General features: G+C 72.3%; 16 protein-coding genes. 12 read left to right on the top strand and 4 right to left on the bottom strand.

From position 1 onward, the window contains the following. Nucleotides 1–19: 19 nt before the first annotated feature. The gene (locus ABT369_RS29795) at nt 20–2,257 is read right to left on the bottom strand and encodes a glycoside hydrolase family 97 N-terminal domain-containing protein (protein WP_350616890.1); all 2,238 of its coding nucleotides are present in this window, start codon (nt 2,255–2,257) and stop codon (nt 20–22) included. Then, nucleotides 2,254–4,656 carry a ricin-type beta-trefoil lectin domain protein gene (locus ABT369_RS29790; protein ID WP_350616888.1) on the bottom strand — a complete coding sequence of 801 codons (2,403 nt, stop codon included), beginning with the start codon at nt 4,654–4,656 and terminating at the stop codon, nt 2,254–2,256. Before ABT369_RS29790 ends, ABT369_RS29795 begins: the two co-directional genes overlap by 4 nt. A 296-nt stretch (nt 4,657–4,952) precedes the next feature. Between ABT369_RS29790 and ABT369_RS29785 the strand changes: the two genes are divergently transcribed. The 3 genes from ABT369_RS29785 to ABT369_RS29775 are packed head-to-tail and all read left to right on the top strand — an operon-like array spanning nt 4,953 to nt 8,070. Beyond that, complete coding sequence (locus ABT369_RS29785) at nt 4,953–6,248, top strand: ABC transporter substrate-binding protein (RefSeq protein WP_350616887.1); 1,296 nt, start codon at nt 4,953–4,955, stop codon at nt 6,246–6,248. Then, entirely contained in the window at nt 6,248–7,255 is a 1,008-nt protein-coding gene (locus ABT369_RS29780; protein ID WP_350616886.1) for a carbohydrate ABC transporter permease, read from the top strand. Before ABT369_RS29785 ends, ABT369_RS29780 begins: the two co-directional genes overlap by 1 nt. Continuing rightward, nucleotides 7,252–8,070 carry a carbohydrate ABC transporter permease gene (locus ABT369_RS29775; RefSeq protein WP_350616884.1) on the top strand — a complete coding sequence of 273 codons (819 nt, stop codon included), beginning with the start codon at nt 7,252–7,254 and terminating at the stop codon, nt 8,068–8,070. Before ABT369_RS29780 ends, ABT369_RS29775 begins: the two co-directional genes overlap by 4 nt. Nucleotides 8,071–8,097: 27 nt before the next feature. On the opposite strand, the gene ABT369_RS29770 is transcribed toward ABT369_RS29775, so the two are convergent. After that, a complete protein-coding gene (locus ABT369_RS29770) occupies nt 8,098–8,370 on the bottom strand; it encodes a hypothetical protein (protein ID WP_350616882.1) in 273 nt (90 codons plus the stop codon). Between the two features lie 63 nt (nt 8,371–8,433). On the opposite strand from ABT369_RS29770, the gene ABT369_RS29765 reads away from it, so the two are divergent. Further along, entirely contained in the window at nt 8,434–9,540 is a 1,107-nt protein-coding gene (locus ABT369_RS29765; RefSeq protein WP_350616880.1) for a baeRF2 domain-containing protein, read from the top strand. A 94-nt stretch (nt 9,541–9,634) separates the two neighbouring features. After that, nucleotides 9,635–11,101: an MFS transporter gene (locus ABT369_RS29760; protein ID WP_350616879.1), complete on the top strand. Its 1,467-nt coding sequence runs from the start codon at nt 9,635–9,637 to the stop codon at nt 11,099–11,101. Here the strand turns inward: ABT369_RS29760 and ABT369_RS29755 are convergent. After that, the gene (locus ABT369_RS29755) at nt 11,094–11,723 is read right to left on the bottom strand and encodes a hypothetical protein (RefSeq protein ID WP_350616878.1); all 630 of its coding nucleotides are present in this window, start codon (nt 11,721–11,723) and stop codon (nt 11,094–11,096) included. The two genes, ABT369_RS29760 and ABT369_RS29755, sit on opposite strands and share 8 nt — an antisense overlap. 121 nt (nt 11,724–11,844) lie before the next feature. Between ABT369_RS29755 and ABT369_RS29750 the strand changes: the two genes are divergently transcribed. The 7 genes from ABT369_RS29750 to ABT369_RS29720 all read left to right on the top strand — a co-directional run bounded on the left by ABT369_RS29750 (nt 11,845) and on the right by ABT369_RS29720 (nt 17,427). Continuing rightward, the gene (locus ABT369_RS29750; protein WP_350616877.1) at nt 11,845–12,147 is read left to right on the top strand and encodes a hypothetical protein; all 303 of its coding nucleotides are present in this window, start codon (nt 11,845–11,847) and stop codon (nt 12,145–12,147) included. Between the two features lie 171 nt (nt 12,148–12,318). After that, on the top strand, nt 12,319–14,058 hold the full coding sequence (locus ABT369_RS29745; RefSeq protein ID WP_350616875.1) for a putative bifunctional diguanylate cyclase/phosphodiesterase: 1,740 nt from the start codon (nt 12,319–12,321) through the stop codon (nt 14,056–14,058). A 180-nt stretch (nt 14,059–14,238) separates the two neighbouring features. Then, nucleotides 14,239–14,469, top strand: a complete 231-nt coding sequence (locus ABT369_RS29740) for a hypothetical protein (protein WP_350616874.1) — start codon at nt 14,239–14,241, stop codon at nt 14,467–14,469. 28 nt (nt 14,470–14,497) lie between these two features. Beyond that, entirely contained in the window at nt 14,498–14,818 is a 321-nt protein-coding gene (locus ABT369_RS29735) for an STAS domain-containing protein (RefSeq protein WP_350616872.1), read from the top strand. Then, nucleotides 14,815–15,714 carry an ATP-binding protein gene (locus ABT369_RS29730; protein WP_350616870.1) on the top strand — a complete coding sequence of 300 codons (900 nt, stop codon included), beginning with the start codon at nt 14,815–14,817 and terminating at the stop codon, nt 15,712–15,714. The genes ABT369_RS29735 and ABT369_RS29730 overlap by 4 nt, the downstream gene beginning before the upstream one ends. Further along, nucleotides 15,714–16,895 carry a multidrug effflux MFS transporter gene (locus tag ABT369_RS29725; RefSeq protein ID WP_350617108.1) on the top strand — a complete coding sequence of 394 codons (1,182 nt, stop codon included), beginning with the start codon at nt 15,714–15,716 and terminating at the stop codon, nt 16,893–16,895. Before ABT369_RS29730 ends, ABT369_RS29725 begins: the two co-directional genes overlap by 1 nt. Nucleotides 16,896–16,899: 4 nt before the next feature. Further along, nucleotides 16,900–17,427 carry a GNAT family N-acetyltransferase gene (locus tag ABT369_RS29720; RefSeq protein ID WP_350616869.1) on the top strand — a complete coding sequence of 176 codons (528 nt, stop codon included), beginning with the start codon at nt 16,900–16,902 and terminating at the stop codon, nt 17,425–17,427. The last annotated feature ends 18 nt before the right edge of the window (nt 17,428–17,445 follow it).

The following is a 17,445-nucleotide window of genomic DNA, read 5'->3' as shown; positions in this document are numbered from 1 at the left end:
TTTGAAATAGCGTTCCATGTCAATATCCAGGTCGATGTATCAGCGAGCGTTCCACTTTCTGGTTGTCGCCGCCGTTGCAGGACCAGATCTCCAGCAGCGTGCCGCTGACGGTGCCGTTCGCCGTCGCGTCGAGGCACTTGCCCGAGCCGACCCCGACCACGGTGCCGTCGGCGTTGACGGTCCACTGCTGGTTCGTCTGGCCGTTGCAGTCCCAGATCTGCACCTTGGCCCCGCTGTCGGTGCTCGCGCCGGCGACGTCGAGGCACTTGGTGCCGTACACCTGCAGCTGCTTCGACGCGCTCAGCGTGAAGGCCTGGTTGGACCCGCCGTTGCAGTCCCACAGCGCCAGCTGGGTGCCGCTGGTCTGTACCGCCCCGGGCACATCGGCGCACCGCCCGGACTGCACGCCCTTGAGCGAGAACGGAATCGCCCGCGTCGCGCAGGTCGTCAGGCCCGAGGTGTACGGGCACAGCGCCGTCGCGAAGCCGCCGCGGGTCGCCTCGGGCACGCTCAGCGTGTCGGCGCTCGTGACCACCCGGGTGTCGCGGACCAGCCCGGCCGAGCCGTCGCGGACGGTCTCGGCGAGCCACTGCCCGGCGCCGAGGAACGACAGCGACGTGGTGTACGTCTTCGCGTTCAGCGCCGAGATGCCGCCTACGAACCAGCGGCCGCCGGCCCGGCGGGCGAAGTACGCCTCCTGGCCCGGGCGCCCGCCCAGCAGCCGGCTCTCGTCCCACGCCGTCGGCAGCTGGTCGAGGATCCGCAGCGCCTCGGGGTGGGACTCGTAGCTCTGCGGGTTGTCGGCCAGGTGCTGCCAGCCGGACTCGAAGACGACCGCCGTGCCCAGCTCGTGCCCGTCGGTGGTGTCCCGGTTGGCCAGGCTGAACACGACCGGGGTGAAGTCCATGCTCGCGATGGCGTTGCGGGTGAACGGCAGGATCGTGTTGAAGTCCGCGCGCAGGTACTGCTCCGCGCCGAACACCGCCTCGGCCGTCATCACGTGCGGCCACGTGCGCTGCAGGCCCCGCGGGGTTGCCGCGCCGTGGAAGTTCACCATCAGCTGCAGCTCGGCGGTGCGGGCCAGGATGGCGTCGTACCACTGCAGCGTCGGCTGGGTGTCCTCGTAGATGAAGTCGACCTTGACCCCGGCCACGCCCCAGCCCTTGATGAGCGGCAGCCAGTTCTCCCGCTGCTGCGCGGTCTTCAGGTCGCCGGAGTTGAACCAGAGCAGCACCTGCACGCCCTTGGACCGGGCGTAGGACACCACGCCGGGCACCCAGCTCGAGGACCAGCCCTCGTCGATGAGCACGTAGCCCCAGCCGTTGCGGGCGGCGAAGTCGACGTACTGCCGCTGCCGGCCCTCGTCGCCCGGGCTGGCGTGCTCGGTCAGCCACGACCAGGAGACGGTCCCCGGCCTGACCCACGACGGGTCCGCGACGCGCGACGGCGCGGCGAGGTCGTCGACGATCGTCGAGCCGGTCACGCTCGCGAGGTCCCCGACGGCCGCGGTCCGCCACGGCGTGCTCAGCGGCAGGGTGGTCGTGATGCCGCTCGCGAGGACGGTGGTGTACGTCCCCGAGCCCGCCGCATGCGTCAGGTACTGCGCGGCGTAGCGCCCGTCGAGGCCCGTCTCGGCCACGAGCGCGAACCGGCCGCCGACCTCGAACAGCGCCGGAATCCGGTAGCTGTTGCCGGTCGGCGCGCCCCCGGCGGTCGTGGCGAACCAGCGCCCCTGGTCCTCGGCCTGCGGCGGGACCAGCCACGCGTTCGACGCCGCCGGGACCGTCCACGACGACGCCTCGCGGCTCACCGTCACCGACCCGCTGCCCGGCAGCACGTACCGGTAGGCGGCGCCGGTGTCCGACGCGCGGACCACCACGTCGAGCCGCGCGCCGCCGGTGCCCGTGAACGACAGCGTCGACTCGGTGTAGGTGGTCCGGCGGCTCTTCTGCTTGCCGGTCGTCATCGCGTAGGACTCGGTCACGGTGCGGTCGGCCCGCTGGGTGAACGTGAGGTTCCGGGTCAGGTCGGCGGCGGTGGTGACGATGCCGATCGGCGAGGGCGACAGCACCGTCTGCCCCCCGTTGCTCACCGCGAACGTCAGGCTCCCGTTGTCGAGGCTGACCTGCGCGGCCGTCGGCGACCCGGCCGAGGGCCCGGCGACCGTCCATACGGTGGCGGCGGACGCGGGCGCCGCGTCGACGAGCACGGCGGCGGGCAGGAGCAGCAGGGCCGCCGCGATGTTCAGGACTCTCATGACCTCGCCCACTTCTGGTTGTCGCCGCCGTTGCAGGTCCAGATCTCCAGCAGGGTGCCGTTGGCGGTGCCGGCCCCGGTGGCGTCGAGGCACTTGCCGGAGCCGGCCCCGACGACGGTGCCGTCGCTGTTGACGGTCCACTGCTGGTTGCCGCCGCCGTTGCAGTCCCAGATCTGCACCTTGGCCCCGTCGGCGGTGCTCGCGCCGTCGACGTCGAGGCACTTGGTGCCGTACACCTGCAGCTGCTTCGACGCGGTCAGCGTGAACGTCTGGTTGGCGCCGCCGTTGCAGTCCCACAGCGCGAGCTGGGTGCCGTTGGTCTGCGACAGCGCGGGCACGTCGGCGCAGCGCCCGGAGCCGACCCCGCGCAGGACGCTCAGCGTCGGGCCCGCGTTGGCGGTCACGCTGAGGTTGTCGAACTGGTCGGTCTGGTAGCCGATCACGCCGACGCCGGCCTGGCCGCTGCCGTAGGTGAAGTCGCTCGCCGTGCCGACGGTCGTCCCGTCGATCGCCGCGGTGATCTGCCCGCCGGAGAAGCCGAGCTTCAGGTTGTGCCAGGCGTTGAGCCCGAGCGCGGCGCGGGTGCCCGAGGCGAGCGTCGTGTCGGTGTTCGTGTTGCTGTGCTTGACGATCGACCACGCGCCGGTCTCGTTCACGCGCAGCTGGTACGCGGCCTGCCGGTTCTGCGGCCGGTTCTGGATGTTGGCCCGGCCCAGCAGCGTGACGGTGCCGGCCTGCTGCAGGTTCACGTCCAGGCTGACCGTGTAGTTGGTCCAGCCCGCGTCGCCGACGAGGGTGAACGCGTCGCTGTCGTCCTGCCAGTTGATCGGCCGCTGCGGCGCGACCTGCTGCAGGCACGTGCCGGACCGGCCGGCGGCGCAGGCGCGGGCCTCGAACGAGCCCTGCATGTCCTCGGTGTAGCGGGGCTGCTTGCGCACCGCGTAGCCGTCGAAATTGTCCGCGTAGGGCAGCGCGAGGCCGTGCGTGGCCGGGCTCGCCGCGGTGCCCTTGCCCTGCCCGCTGGTGGTGCTCACGGTGTAGATGCGGTTGGGCTGCAGGGTCAGGCTGTACGCGCCGCCGGACGGGGTGACGTCGGCCTGCCGGACGAACCAGTCGCCCGGGTTCGACGAGCCCATGTCGGTCGCCCACACGTGCACGGTGCCGGTGCTCAGGCCGCCGGAGACGGTGATGTTGACGGTCTGCGCGGCCGTGGTGCCGCTGGTCTCGTACACCGTCGTGTAGTCGATGTTGTTCGTGGACTTGAGCGACACGTAGCTGCCGTTGGCGCGGTTGCCGCCGAGGTAGCCGCTGGCGGAGCTGTTGAGGTACTTCCAGCCCGGCTGCGTGAACTGGGCGTAGTGCGCGTTGGCCCACAGGTTCCGGCCGACCCGGTAGGCGCCGGACCACGGCGAGCCCGCGTCCATCAGCCCGACGGTCGCGTAGGGCAGGTTCGGGGTGATGGCGGCGATGAGCGGCCAGTTCATGTAGCCGGAGATCTCCGCGTCGAGGTAGCCGCGGTTGACGGTGCGGATGTAGGGCACGACGCCGCCCATGTCGTCCTGCGAGCCGAACTCGCTGGCCCACAACGGCTTGCCGCTCGAGCGGGCGTTGGCGGTGGTGCTGCAGGAGTCGGCCTGGGACAGGTAGCCGCAGACGTAGTGGTTGCCCAGCACGCCGACGGCGCTCTTCAGCGCCGGGTCGCCCGCGAACTCGTCGGCCATGCCCCAGCCGCTGTCGTCGCCGACGATCTGCACCGCGCCGAACCCGGCGTTGTTCAGGCCGGTCCGCAGGCTCTTGTACCAGCCGCTGTCGTGGCCGCGCTCGTTCCAGCCGCCGAGGTAGCCGACGGTGATGCCGTGGCCCTTGGCGCAGTTCAGCCAGGCGATGTCGTAGTCGATCATGTCCTGGGACCAGAAGTTCCCGCCGCCGATCCAGCCCGGCGCGGCCCACGGCAGGGCGACGATGCGGATGTTCGGATTGCGGGCCACGGCCTGCTCGCCGAGCCAGAACTCGTAGCCGGCGTTGCAGTTGACGTCGCCGCGCACGTGCTCGTGGCTGGGCTCGGAGCCGTCGGTGGAGTTGGCGTCGCCGCCGATCTCCAGCTTCAGCAGCTGCACGGCGGCGCCGTAGCCGGGCTTGAACAGGTAGTCGAGGATCTGGCCGCGCTGCGGCTCGGGGTAGTCGACGAGCAGGCGCGAGTTGCCGCCCCCGCCGCTGATCGCGCCGACGCCGTCGAACGTGCGCCCGACGATGCCGCCGTTGACGTTGATCGTGGTGGTGGCCGCGGCGGCCGGTGCGGCGGTCGCCGCGACGACGCCCAGTGCCAGCGGAACTGCCAGCAGAACTGTCGGCAGACCCGCCGCCGCGAGGGCGATGGGTCCGCGACGCGCTCCGTGCATGGGGATCTCCTGACTGTTTGGCGGAACAGGGGAGGAGTGACCATGATCGAAAATGTGGGATAACGGGCGCCGTTGTCACGGAAGCCTCGTGGGAAGCGCGAGTTCTGTCAAGACATGACAAGACCCCGCGCTTACCCTGCCAAAACCCACGTCTGGGTCTTCATGAATCAACGAGTTTCAACGTTGCAACGTCATCGAAACCGCTTCGTGATCGCGGCGGGGATTGACATTTCTCAGTCCAAGCGCTTTCGTGGCGTTGGGTTTCGTTGGGAGATGTTGGGTTTTCGGAGGTACTGATGTCACAAACGCTCAGCCGCCGCACCGCACTCAAGGGCCTGTTCGGAGCCGCGGCCGCGGGCACCCTCCTCACCGCCTGCGGTGACGACTCCTCCGGCCAGCCGGCGACGGGCGGCGACAACGGCACGGGGCCGGTCACCTTCGGCTCGAACTACTCCGACGCCGCGCCGAAGACCGCGTTCGCCGCGCTCATGTCCCAGGCGACCGGCAGCACGAGCGTCCCGGTCACGGTGAACACCACCGACCACAACACGTTCCAGAACAACATCAGCAACTACCTGCAGGGCACCCCCGACTCCCTGGCGACCTGGTTCGCCGGCTACCGGCTGCAGTTCTTCGCCGCCCAGGGCCTGCTGACGCCCATCGACGACGTCTGGGAGAAGATCGGCGGCACCTTCAACGACGCCGCGAAGAACCTCTCGAAGGGCCTCGACGGCCACTACTACATGGTTCCGCTCTACAACTACCCGTGGGTCGTCTTCTACAACAAGAGCGTCTTCCAGTCCAAGGGCTACGAGGTCCCCGCCACCTGGGACGCCTTCATCACGCTGTCGAAGAAGATGCAGACCGACGGGCTCGTGCCCCTCGCGTTCGCCGACAAGGACGGCTGGCCCGCGCTGGGCACCTTCGACATCCTCAACCTGCGCATCAACGGCTACGAATACCACATCAAGCTGATGAAGCACGAGGTGCCGTGGACCGACGCCGGCGTCAAGGCGGTCTTCGACCAGTGGCGTGAGCTCGCGCCGTACCAGCAGAAGGGCGCCAACGGCCGCACCTGGCAGGACGCCGCCAAGGCGCTGGAGAACAAGCAGGCCGGGATGATGTTCCAGGGCTCCAACCAGGTCGCGGCCAACTACGACGCCGCCAACCTGGCCGACCTCGACTTCTTCGTGTTCCCCTCGATCAACCCGAGCTACGGCACCGACTACATGGACGCCCCGACCGACGGCTTCATCCTGCCCAAGAAGGGCAAGAACTCCGCGTCGGCGAAGAAGATCCTCGAGTACATCGGCACCTCCGACGCCGAGGCGAAGTTCCTCGAGACCGACCACTGGGACGTCGGCCTCGCCAAGGGCCTCGTCGCGCCGACGTACAACGACATCCAGAAGAAGTCCGTCGCCGAGATCGGCAAGTGCAAGAACGTCTCCCAGTTCATGGACCGCGACACCGTGCCGGACATGGCCACCGCGATGATCAAGCTCATCCAGCAGTTCATCGACAGCCCGACCCCCGACACCATCGCCACGATCCAGAAGAGCGCCGAAGACCAGGCGAAGACCATCTTCAGCTGATGACGCTCACGACACCCCGCAAGACGTCACCGGCGCCGGCATCCGCACCCCGGCGCCGGGGTCGCACCCGCACCCTCACCCGCCGGGACGTCGGCGTCGCGACCGCGATGCTCGGCGTCCCGCTCCTGCTCGCCGCCGCGTTCGTCTGGCTCCCGGCCCTCGGCTCGGTGCTGCTGTCCTTCACCAAGTGGACCGGCGTCGGCCCGGTCAGGATGCAGTCCTGCGACAACTTCCCGTCCGCGCCCGGGATTCCGCAGCCCGGCTGCCTCAACGGGGTCAAGAACTACGAGCAGGCGTTCACGAACTATCCGGACTTCTGGCCGGCCGTACAGCACAACGCGATCTGGCTCGGCGTCTTCATCGTCTTCGCCACCCCGCTCGGCATGCTCTTCGCCGTGGTGCTGGACCGTGGCATCCGCGGCAGCCGGTTCTACCAGAGCGTGCTCTTCCTGCCGGTGATGCTCTCCCTCGCGCTCATCGGCATCATCTGGGAGCTCATCTACTCGCCGAACTTCGGGCTCATCAACACCCTGACGGGGCACAACCACAACGACAACCTCATCGACTGGCTCGGCGACCCGAAGCTCAACCTGTGGGCGCTGCTCGTCGAGGCCAGCTGGCGGCAGGCGCCGTACGTCATGGTGCTGTACCTCGCCGGTCTCAAGGCCGTGGACCCGGCGCTGCGCGAGGCCGCCGTCGTCGACGGGGCCAACGGCTGGCAGACGTTCTGGCGGGTCGTGTTCCCGGCGATGCGCCCGATCAACATCGTCGTGCTCGTGGTCACCGTCATCGAGTCGCTGCGCGCGTTCGACCTCGTCTACATCACCAGCAACGGCAACCCGCTGCGCGGACTGGAGCTGCTGTCGGTCGCGGTGACCCAGAACATCGTCGGCGAGACCCAGCGCATCGGCTTCGGCTCGACCCTCGGCGTCGTGCTGCTGGTCATCTCCCTCATCCCGATCTCCCTGTTCCTGTGGCAGGCCTTCCGACGAGAGGACCAGCGATGACCCGCCGGGCCGCCTCCACCGCCTTCATGGTCGTCATGTCCGCGCTGTGGGTGACCCCGATCCTGTTCGCGTTGTACGTCGCGCTGCGGCCGATCAGCGAGACCAACAAGTACGGCTACGTCTCCCTGCCGCACACGCTCACGCTGAGCAACTTCGCCGACGCGTGGGCTCAGTCGGACATGTGGAAGTTCTTCCTGAACTCGGTGTGGGTGACGGTGCCGGCCGTGCTGGTCACCCTGTTCCTGGCCTCCACCGCGGCGTACGTGCTGTCCCGGCTCAGCTTCAAGTTCAACGTGGCGCTGCTGATCCTGTTCACCGCCGGCAACCTGCTGCCGCAGCAGGTCATCATCACGCCGCTGTACCGCATCTATCTCGCCCTGGGTATCTACAACTCCTACCTCGGGCTCATCGTCATCAACGTGGCGTTCCAGCTCGGCTTCTGCGTCTTCGTGCTCAGCAACTACATGAAGACGCTGCCCGCCGGCATCGACGAGGCGGCCCTCATCGACGGTGCCTCGCTGTGGACGCGGTACTGGCGGCTCACGATGCCGCTGTGCCGCCCCGCGCTGGCCGCGCTCGCCACCCTGCTGACGACGTGGATCTACAACGACTTCTTCTGGGCCATCACGCTGATCTCCACCGGCGACCGGCGGCCGATCACGTCCGCCCTGGCCAATCTCCAGGGCCAGTTCGTGTCCAACCAGAACCTGATCGCGGCGGCCGCCCTCATCGCGGCGATGCCGACCCTGATCGTCTACGTGTTGCTGCAGAAGCAGTTCATCGCCGGCCTGTCCCTGGGCTCGTCCAAGGGCTGAGGCGCGGCGCCGGCGGTTCCGGGCGCCTCACTGGTCGGTGAAGTCGCCCGACTCGGCCGCGGGGCCGCTCGCGTCGCTCGTGGTGCCCTCGGCGGGGGACCGCATGCCGCCGGTCGTCGCGTCGCCGGTGGTGGTCGGCGCGGCGCCCGGGCGGGTGCGGCGCTGCGGGGCGCGCCCGGACCCGCCCGGCCCCGCGCTGGAGCCGGTCGTGGTGCGCAGACCTCCGCTGCGCGTCGGGCCGCCGTTGCGCCGGGTCTGCTCGCTGGCGGCCTCGTCGGCGCGTTCCTCCGGTGACGTCATATGGCGCCGTTTACCCGGCCCGCAACCCGCCTAACGCGTGAAAAAGCGGGTAAGGGCGCGAGTATGAACGTGTCCTTCCTACGCCCGTTGTACGAGCGTCCCGGACCGTGGGCGTCGGTCTATCTCGACGGGACGCGTAACAACGAAGACCCGGCGGGCACCGTCGAACTGCGCTGGCGGGCCGCCCGGGAGGCGCTGCGGGACGCTCTCTGCGAGCCGGAGACCATCGAGGCGCTCGAGCGGGCGCTGCTCGCCCACACCGAGGAGGGTGAGCCGTACGGGCTCGCCGCCTTCGCCGCCGACGGCGAGGTGGCGATGGTGCGGGTGCTGCCCGCGCCGCCCCGGCGCGCCATCGCGGCATTCGGGCCGTTGCCGCACGTCATGCCGATGCTCGCGCAGATGGGGGAGTCGATCCCGTACGTCCGCGTCCTGGTCGACCGCACCGGGGGCCGGATCGAGGCCGTGGACGCCGCCCGGCTCGTGCGCGACGAGGCCGTCACCGGCACGGAGCAGTGGCCCCTGCACCGGGTCAAGCCCGGCGGGTGGTCGCAGCCGCGGTACCAGCGCGCCGCCCAGGTCTCGTGGGAGCGCAACGCCGCCACGGTCGCCGCGGCGGTCGCGCAGGCCGCCGAGCAGTGCGGTGCCGAGGTCATCGTGGTGGCCGGCGACCCGCAGGCGCGCCCCCTGCTCGTCGCGCAGCTGCCGGAGCACTGGCGGGAGCGGGTGGTGGAGACCAACTCCAGCACGGGGCCGGCCGCGCTCGAGGACGTGACCGTCCAGGCGATCGCCGAGCGCGCGACCGAGAAGGCCCGGGCAGTCGTCGACCGCTACCGCAGCCGGCGGGGCAACGACGCCGCCGGGGACGGGCTGCCGGCCGTGGTCACCGCCCTGCAACGCGGGCAGGTCGACACGGTGCTCCTCGTGGACGACCCGAGCTCGACCACCGAGCTGTGGATCGGCCCGGGACCGGAGCAGCTGTCCTTCGACCGCGCCGAGCTGCAGGCGATGGGCGTGCGCGACACCCGGCGGGTGCGGGCCGACGCGGCGCTCGTGCGCGCGGTCGTGTGCACCGAGGCCGACCTGCTCTTCGCCGCGCCGGACGAGGTGCCGGTCGAGGGTGGGGTCGGCGCGCTGCTGCGCTACGCCGACGCCGGCACGCGCCGCCGCTGAGGGTCCCCCGATGTGATGTAAACCGCCGTTGACTTGTCCGCCGATCCCGGTCTACGGTCAAAGTCAACAGACGTTTACATTTCGAGGGGTACTCGTGGCAAACACCGTCACGCACGCGGGGCGGACCGGACGGCACTCGAACAGCACACTCGTGGTGCTGTTCCTGTCGCTGGGCGGCCTGGCGTTCGCGGTCCTGCAGTCACTCGTCGCGCCCGCGCTGCCGATCATCGCCAAGGACCTCAACGCGTCCACCGGGGACATCAGCTGGATCCTGACGGCGTACCTGCTGTCGGCCTCGGTCCTCACGCCCATCCTGGGCCGGCTCGGCGACATGGTGGGCAAGCGCCGGGTGATGCTCGTGGTGCTCGTGATCCTGGCCGCCGGCACCCTGCTGGCCGCGCTCGCGCCCAACCTGACCGTGCTCATCGTCGCCCGGGCCCTGCAGGGCGCGGCCGGCGCGATCATGCCGCTGTCGATCGGCATCGTCCGCGACGAGCTGCCCCGCGAACGGGTCGGCGTCACCGTCGGCCTGCTCTCGGCCATCTTCGGCATCGGCGCCGGCGTCGGGATCGTCGCCGCCGGCCCGATCGTCGACCACCTGTCCTGGCACTGGCTGTTCTGGTTCCCGCTGGTCGTCGTCGCCATCGCGCTGCTCGGCGTCTTCTTCGGCGTGCCTGAGTCCCCGGTCCGCGCGCCCGGCCGCCTCGACGTGGTCGGCGCCCTGATCCTGTCGGTGTCGCTGGTGTCGCTGCTGCTGGCGATCTCCAAGGGCCGCGAGTGGGGCTGGGGCAGCGGCGAGACCGTCGGGCTGCTCGTGGCCGGGGTCGTGCTGCTGGCCGTGTTCGTCGTCGTGGAGCTCAAGGTGCGCGAGCCGCTGGTCGACATGCGCCTGATGGCCCTGCGCGGCGTGTGGGCGACCAACCTCGTCGCGCTCATCTTCGGCTTCGCGATGTTCGGCACCTTCGTGCTCGTCCCGACGCTGCTCGAGCTGCCCGCGGCGACCGGCTACGGCTTCGGCAAGTCGGTCTCGCAGGCCGGTCTGTTCCTGCTGCCGACGGTGCTCATGATGCTCGTGTTCGGCCCGCTCGCCGGCCTGCTCGACCGCCGCTTCGGCCCCAAGGTGCCGATGGCGCTCGGCGCGATCGCGGTCACCGCGGCTTTCGCCCTGCCGGCCGTGGGGCACGGCGCGATCTGGCAGATCCTGGTCTCCGGCCTGTTCACCGGCGCCGGCATCGGCCTCGCGTTCGCCGCGATGTCCAACGCCATCATCGAGAGCGTCCCCGCGACCCACACCGGCGAGGCCGCCTCGGTGAACACGATCGCGCGGACGATCGGCAGCAGCATCGGTACGGCCGTCATCGCCGCCGTCATCGCGTCCAACACCACGCCCCGGGGCCTGCCGACCGACGACGCGTTCACCAAGGGCTTCTGGCTCTGCGCCGGCGTCGCGGTCCTCGGCATCGTGGCCGCGCTGATCCTGCCCTCGGCCCGCCGCCGCCACGAGCAGGCGGTGGAGGTCGGCGTCGAGGACCTGCCGGCCGAACCGGCTCCGGTCAGGTGACCGACGGAGGGCGGGACCGCGGTGTCGACACCGCGGTCCCCCCCCCCACCCAAACCCCCCAACCCCGGGGCGCCCCCCCCCCCGCCCCGCGGCCCACCCCCGGGGCCCCGGGGCGGCCCGCCCGCCCCGCCGCCCACCCGGGCCGGTGCCGGTCCCCCGCCGCGGGGGGGCCCGGGGGGCCCCCCCCCGCGCCCCCCCCCTCCAGCATCCCCAGCATCCGCTGGTCCTCCCGCGCCTCGGCCCGGCTCGCCTCCGCGTGCTCCCGGTGCCGCACGGCCTGCCGCCGGTGCTCCTCGACGTTGCCCAGCCCGGACGCCGCCGACCGGTCGTGCAGGTCCGCCGCGGTCTCGTGCGCGTCGGCGGCGGCCAGCGCGGCCGCGGCCGCCCGCTCGGTCGCCCGGGTCGCGAGCCGCTGCGAGTCCTCCGCCAGCTCGGCGGCCCGCGCGCACATCGCGGTGGCGGACTCTTCGGACTCGTCGGACTCTTCCGGCTCGATCCACTCGCGCCGCAGCTCCGCCAGCCGCGCCGCGGCCTCCTCGGCCCGCCGCCGCGCCAGCTCGGCCCGCTCGCCGGCCTCCACACCGCGCCGCGCCGCGCGGTCACTCGCCCTCGTGTCGCTCATGCGCCCCCACTACCCGGGTACGCTGGGCGAAATCGAACGCGGCAGTCGGAGGTGAACTGGTGCACCCGGTGTAGCGACGGCCCCCAGCCCGGGGCGTCACGGAACCGGAAGGTGCCCGTTCATGAGCAGGACCGACAAGACCCGCCCCTGGTGGGTCCAGATGGCCGATGCGCCGATGCGCGCGTGCCGGCCGCGTCACGACCACCGCTTCGGCCCGTGCACCCTCGACGCCGCCGTCACCGCCGCGTCGGCATCGCTGGGGGAGCGCCGCGACGGCTGCCACTGGGGTGGCACGGCGAGCTACTGGTTCCGCCGGGCGGAGAGTCACGGCCACCGCGAGTGGGCGCTGTGGTGCCGCGGGGAGCGCCGCCGCAGCCGCCACGCCGCCCGCCGCGCCCTGCGCGACCTCCGCCGCGACTGGTAGCGGCGCCCACCCCGTCGGCAGCCCCGCCGCGACTGCTTGCGGCGCCCGCAATCGGTCACGGTCGGTGACGTGATCGCCCCACGGAGAGTCGTAGTTGAATGGCGAGTAACAAAGTGGTGAGCGGCCGGATTTGGCCTTGGTGTGGCCGCAACCGGCGCCCATGATGGACGCGTGTCCGACACGGTCGGGTCTCTCGCGCGGCCGGTCGCCGTCGTCGAGGCCACCATGCGCTGCGCCGACCTCGACCTGCGGTTCCGGGCCGATCCATCGTTACCTTGTGTGGTCGTCATGTACCTCGACGGCGGCATCGGGCTCATCAACCGCGAGCGCTTCGGCCAGCTCATGTCCGGGCCCTTCGGCTACGGCCGGGCGCTGTGGGAGAAGACCCCCGTCGGGCGCACCGCCGACCCCGCGCCGATGATCGTCGACGAGCACGCGCTCGTGGTCGACGTGTGCGAGCAGGTCTCGCGGCGCGACCGGGTTCGGCGGTACGACGACGTGCTCGTCCGGCGCCAGGACGGCCGCCTGGCGCGGGTGTCGGCCGCGCGGCTGTACGAGGCCCTGGCCGACCTCATGGCGCTGCAGGCCGTCGTCGACCCGCTCAGCGGCCTGGCCAACCGGGCGCGCTTCCTCAACCGGCTCGCCACCACCTGCCGCGAGCCCGCGCACCCCGGCGTCGCCGTGGTCTTCATCGACCTCGACCGGATGAAGCAGGTCAACGACACGCTCGGGCACGCGGCCGGGGACCGGCTCATCGTCTCGGCCGCGCGCCGCCTCGCCGCCGCGGCGGGGGAGGGCGATGTCGTGGCGCGGCTCGGCGGCGACGAGTTCGCGGTGCTGACCCGCCTCGCCGGCGGCCACCAGCCCGAGCTCTCCGCGGCCGCGCTCGGCGAGCGGTTCCGGCTCGCGATCGCGACCCCGGACGCGAGCCTCCCGTCCGGTGCGCACAGCTCCGCGAGCGTCGGCGTGGCCATCGGCGCGCCGGCGGCCGACCCCGAGACGCTGCTGCGCGAGGCGGACGCGGCGATGTACCGCGCGAAGCAGGCCGGCGGCGACAAGGTCCGCGTGGTCGTCGGCGCCGGTGCCGCGGCCGCGCCGAGACCCGGGGCCGGCGACGGCATCCTGGCCGCCATCGAGCGCGGCGAGCTGCGGCTGTTCTACCAGCCCATCGTCGGCGTCGACGACGGGCGGGTCTGGGCCGTCGAGGCGCTCGTGCGCTGGCTGCACCCGCAGCACGGGCTGCTGACCCCGGCCCGGTTCCTCGCCGACGCGGCCCGGGCCGGGCAGATGCCGGCCGTGGACCGCTGGGTGCTCGGCCGCGCCTGCGCCGACCTGGCCGCCTGGGACCTCGTGCTCGGCGACCGGGCGCCGGCCTGCGTCAACGTGAACCTCACGGTCGAGACGCTGCGCGGCCCGGGGCTGGCCGGCGACGTGCTCGCCGCGGTGCGCCGCCACGGGCTCGCCCCGAGCCGCATCCGGGTCGAGCTGCCCGAGTCGGCGGACCTGGGGCAGCTTCAGGATGCCGTACGCCAGCTGACCGAGCTGCGCGAGCACGGCGTCGGGATCGTGCTGGACGACATGGGCGCGGGCTCGGCGACCCTGCGCCACCTGTCCGCGCTGCCGGTCTCCGGCATCAAGATCGATCGCTCGTTCGTCGCCGGGATGCTGGACAACCGCAACGACCACGCCGTCGTGAAGCTCCTCGGCGACCTGGGCCGCAGCACCGGGGTGAGCGTCACCGCGGAGGGCATCGAGGACGACGAGCAGCTGGCGGCGCTGCGCCAGCTCCAGGTCCCCTTCGCGCAGGGGTACCACCTGGGCCTGCCCGCCCCGGCCGACCACCTCAGCGCCATTCTGCGCACGGGACGGCCGCGGGGCGTGGCGAGCGTTCGGCTGCCGAGCGGGGTCTGACCCACCTGCTGGCCAGGGCTTTTGCGACTCGCGGCGCCCCGTCGTGCCGGATCGCGGCATTTCGATAACGGAAAGGTTTGATGTCGCGACTGATCGGTTACTAGGGGCGCCTGCTTCTCCGTACCGCGCGCCTTCACGAATCTGTACCTTCAGCGTTCCCGATTGTGTTTGGAGGAACGTATGGCCGCCGACCTCGTGCTCATGCTGGCCGAGCGCGACTACATGTACGGCGTCGGTGACCTGACCCTGCGCATCCGCCACGTCGAGCGCGAGGCCCCGATCTCCTACGACGACGAGCGGTGGTACTACGTCCACGGCATGCAGCTCGGGCACGAGGGCCGCGAACTCGGCGAGCGCGTCGTGGTCGTCCGCGGCCGCCGCCTGGTGCAGGCCGGGCTCCCGCTGGAGTAGCGGGGTCCGGGCGCGTAGGCTCCGACCCGTGGCCGCCCCGACGTTCGCGGTGAGTCGCGACGACGTGCGCGATGCGGTCGTGCTCGCCCTGACCGGCGCGCTCGACGCCTTCACCGCGCCCGATCTCGACGAGGCCGTCGGCGCGGCGCTCACGCCCGGCCACGAGCTGGTGCTCGACCCGCGCGAGCTGGAGTTCCTCGCCACGGGTGGCGTCCGCGCGCTGTTCCGGGCCGCCGAGTCGGCCGGCCGGGCCCGGGTCGCGCCGCGGATCCTCGTGGGCGAGGCGCAGCATGCCCGCCTCGTCATCGATCGTGTCGACATCGACGGCCGCCCCCCGCTCGCGACATGACCGGCCACCACGTCCTGCGCTACGACGACGCCGAGGAGCTGCGGGCCGCGCTCGCGGACCGGCCCGCCGGCGCCTTCGTCGTGCTCGCCTGCCGCCCCGAGCACAACGCGCTGCTGCCCGACGCCCTGCGGCTGGCCCGCCCGGCCGTGCACCACCGGCCCGTCGCCGTGCTCGCGGCCCTGCGCCGGCTGCTGCGCCACCCGGCCCGCCCGCTCGGCGCCCCGATCTGGGTGCTCGCCGAGCCCGAGGTCGGCACCACGCGCACGGACCTGGCCCGGGCCGCGGCCTTCGAGGCCGCCCGTCCCGTCACGCTCGCGGGTGAACCGATGACGACGATCGCCGCCTACCCGCGCGCCGAGACCCCCGCCGGGCTCTTCGACCCGCCACAGCTCGACGCGCCGGTGCCGGATCCGGACGCGGCGCCGGTGCTGTGCCTGCCCGCCTCCCACGATCGCCGCGACATCGTCGGCATCCGCGCCCGGCTCAGCATGTCGCTCGCCGGCCTGCCGACCCTCGTGCGCACCGACTTCGTCGCCGCCGTGAACGAGGTGCTGACCAACGCCTACGTGCACGGCACCCCGCCCGTCGACGTCGCCGTCTGGGTGACCCGCGGCCGGGTCGAGTGCCGCGTCACCGACCGCGGCCCCGGCTTCCGCGACCCGCTGGCCGGCTACCGCCCCGCCCCCGGCGGCACCCGCTCCGGCAACGGCCTGTGGCTGGCCCGGCAGGCCAGCGACGAGCTCACCGCCTGGGCGGGCCCGGACGGCTTCACCGTGCGGCTGACCACCGCGGTCGCCCCCGGGCTGGCCCTGCAGACCCAGGGCGCCCTGGCCCGCGCCGAGGTCGCCGCCGCCCGCGTGCGGTTCCGGCAGTTCGGCAACCGCCGCCCCCGGTGATGCCGCGCGCGCTCGCCGGGTCCCGCCTGTGGCTGGTGCTCGTCCTCGGATCGCTCAGCGGATTCGCCCCGCTCACGATCGACATGTACCTCCCCGCGCTGCCCGGCATGGCGCGCGACCTGCACACGAGCGTGCCGATGGTGCAGCTGTCGCTCACCGTGTTCGTGATCGGGCTGGCGCTGGGCCAGGTGCTGGCCGGGCCGCTGTCGGACACGTGGGGCCGGCGGCGCCCGCTGCTCGGCGGCCTGGTGCTCTACGTCATCGGCTCGCTCTGCTGCGCCGCGGCCCCGAACGCGGGCCTGCTCGTCGCCGCCCGTGCCCTGGAGTCGCTGGGCGCCGCGGCCGGGATCGTGCTCGCCCGGGCGACCGTCCGCGACCTGTTCGAGGGCCCCGCGATGACCCGGTTCTTCTCCACCATCATGCTCGTCAACGGGCTCGCCCCGATCCTCGCCCCGGTCGCCGGCGGCCAGCTGCTGCGCCTCGCGGGCTGGCGGGTGCTCTTCGTCGTCCTCGCGGCCGTGGGCGTGGTGCTGCTCGTGGCCGTGCTCGCCGGGCTGCCGGAGTCGCTGCCACCCGAGCGGCGCCGGCCGGCCCACCTCGGCGGCACGCTGCGCTCGATGGCCGGGCTGGCCACCGACCGCGCCTACCTGCGTTACGTGCTCGCCGCGGCGCTCATGTTCGCGGCGGTCTTCGCGTACATCTCGGGCTCGTCGTTCGTGCTGCAGAACGCGTACGGCCTCAGCGCCCAGCAGTTCAGTCTCGTCTTCGGCGCCAACGGGCTCGGCATCGTGCTGTTCGCCCAGGTCAACGGGTGGCTGGTCGGCCGCGGCCACACCGCGCACGCCCTGCTGCGCGCCGCCCTCGTCGTCGCGGTGGTGGCCGCGGCCGGCGTGCTGCTGAGCACCGCCGCACACGCGCCGCTGCCGGTCGTGCTCGTCTGCCTGTTCGCGGTCGTGTCGATGCTCGGCGTGGTCCTCGCCGACGCCACGTCGCTGGCGCTCGGCCCGCACGCGGCCACCGCCGGGGCGGCGTCCTCGTTGCAGGGCCTGCTGCAATTCCTCGTCGGCGGCATCGCGGCCTCGGCGATGGGCCTGGCCGGCCCGGGCTCCGCGGTCGCGATGGGTGTCACGATGTTCACGTGCGCCGCCTTGGCCCTCGCCACGCTGCGGCTCCTACGCTGATCGGATGCTGACCGTACGCCCGGCCGCGCCGGACGACCTCGCCGCCGTCGCCGCGATCTACGCGCACTACGTCACCGAGACGGTCGCGACCTTCGACGAGACCCCGCCGCCCCTCGACGCCTGGCACACCCGCCTGGCCGACCTCAACGCGCGCGGGCTGCCGTTCCTGGTCGGCGAGGCCGAGGGGCAGATCGCCGGCTACTCCTACGCCGCCCCTTGGCGCGCGAAGCCCGCCTACCGGCACTCGGTGGAGGATTCGGTGTACCTGGGCCAGGAGTGGGCCGGCCGCGGCTTCGGCACGGTGCTGCTGCAGGCCGTGCTGGACGACTGCGCGAAGGCGGGGCTGCGCCAGGTCGTCGCGGTGATCGCCGACACGGGAAGCGACGCGTCCGCGGCCCTGCACCGCAAGGCGGGCTTCACCGAGGCGGGCCGGCTGACCGGGGTCGGCTACAAGCACGGCCGCTGGATCGACACCATCCTGATGCAGCACACACTGCCGCAGCGCCCCGCCGCGGACCCGGACCGCCGCTGACCGCGCCCGCCTCCGGTG

It is taken from the genome of Dactylosporangium sp. NPDC000244, from assembly GCF_040300725.1.
GTDB lineage: Bacteria > Actinomycetota > Actinomycetes > Mycobacteriales > Micromonosporaceae > Dactylosporangium.
Note: the sequence above shows the minus strand (reverse complement) of the source record. Positions and strands in the feature narration are given on the sequence as shown.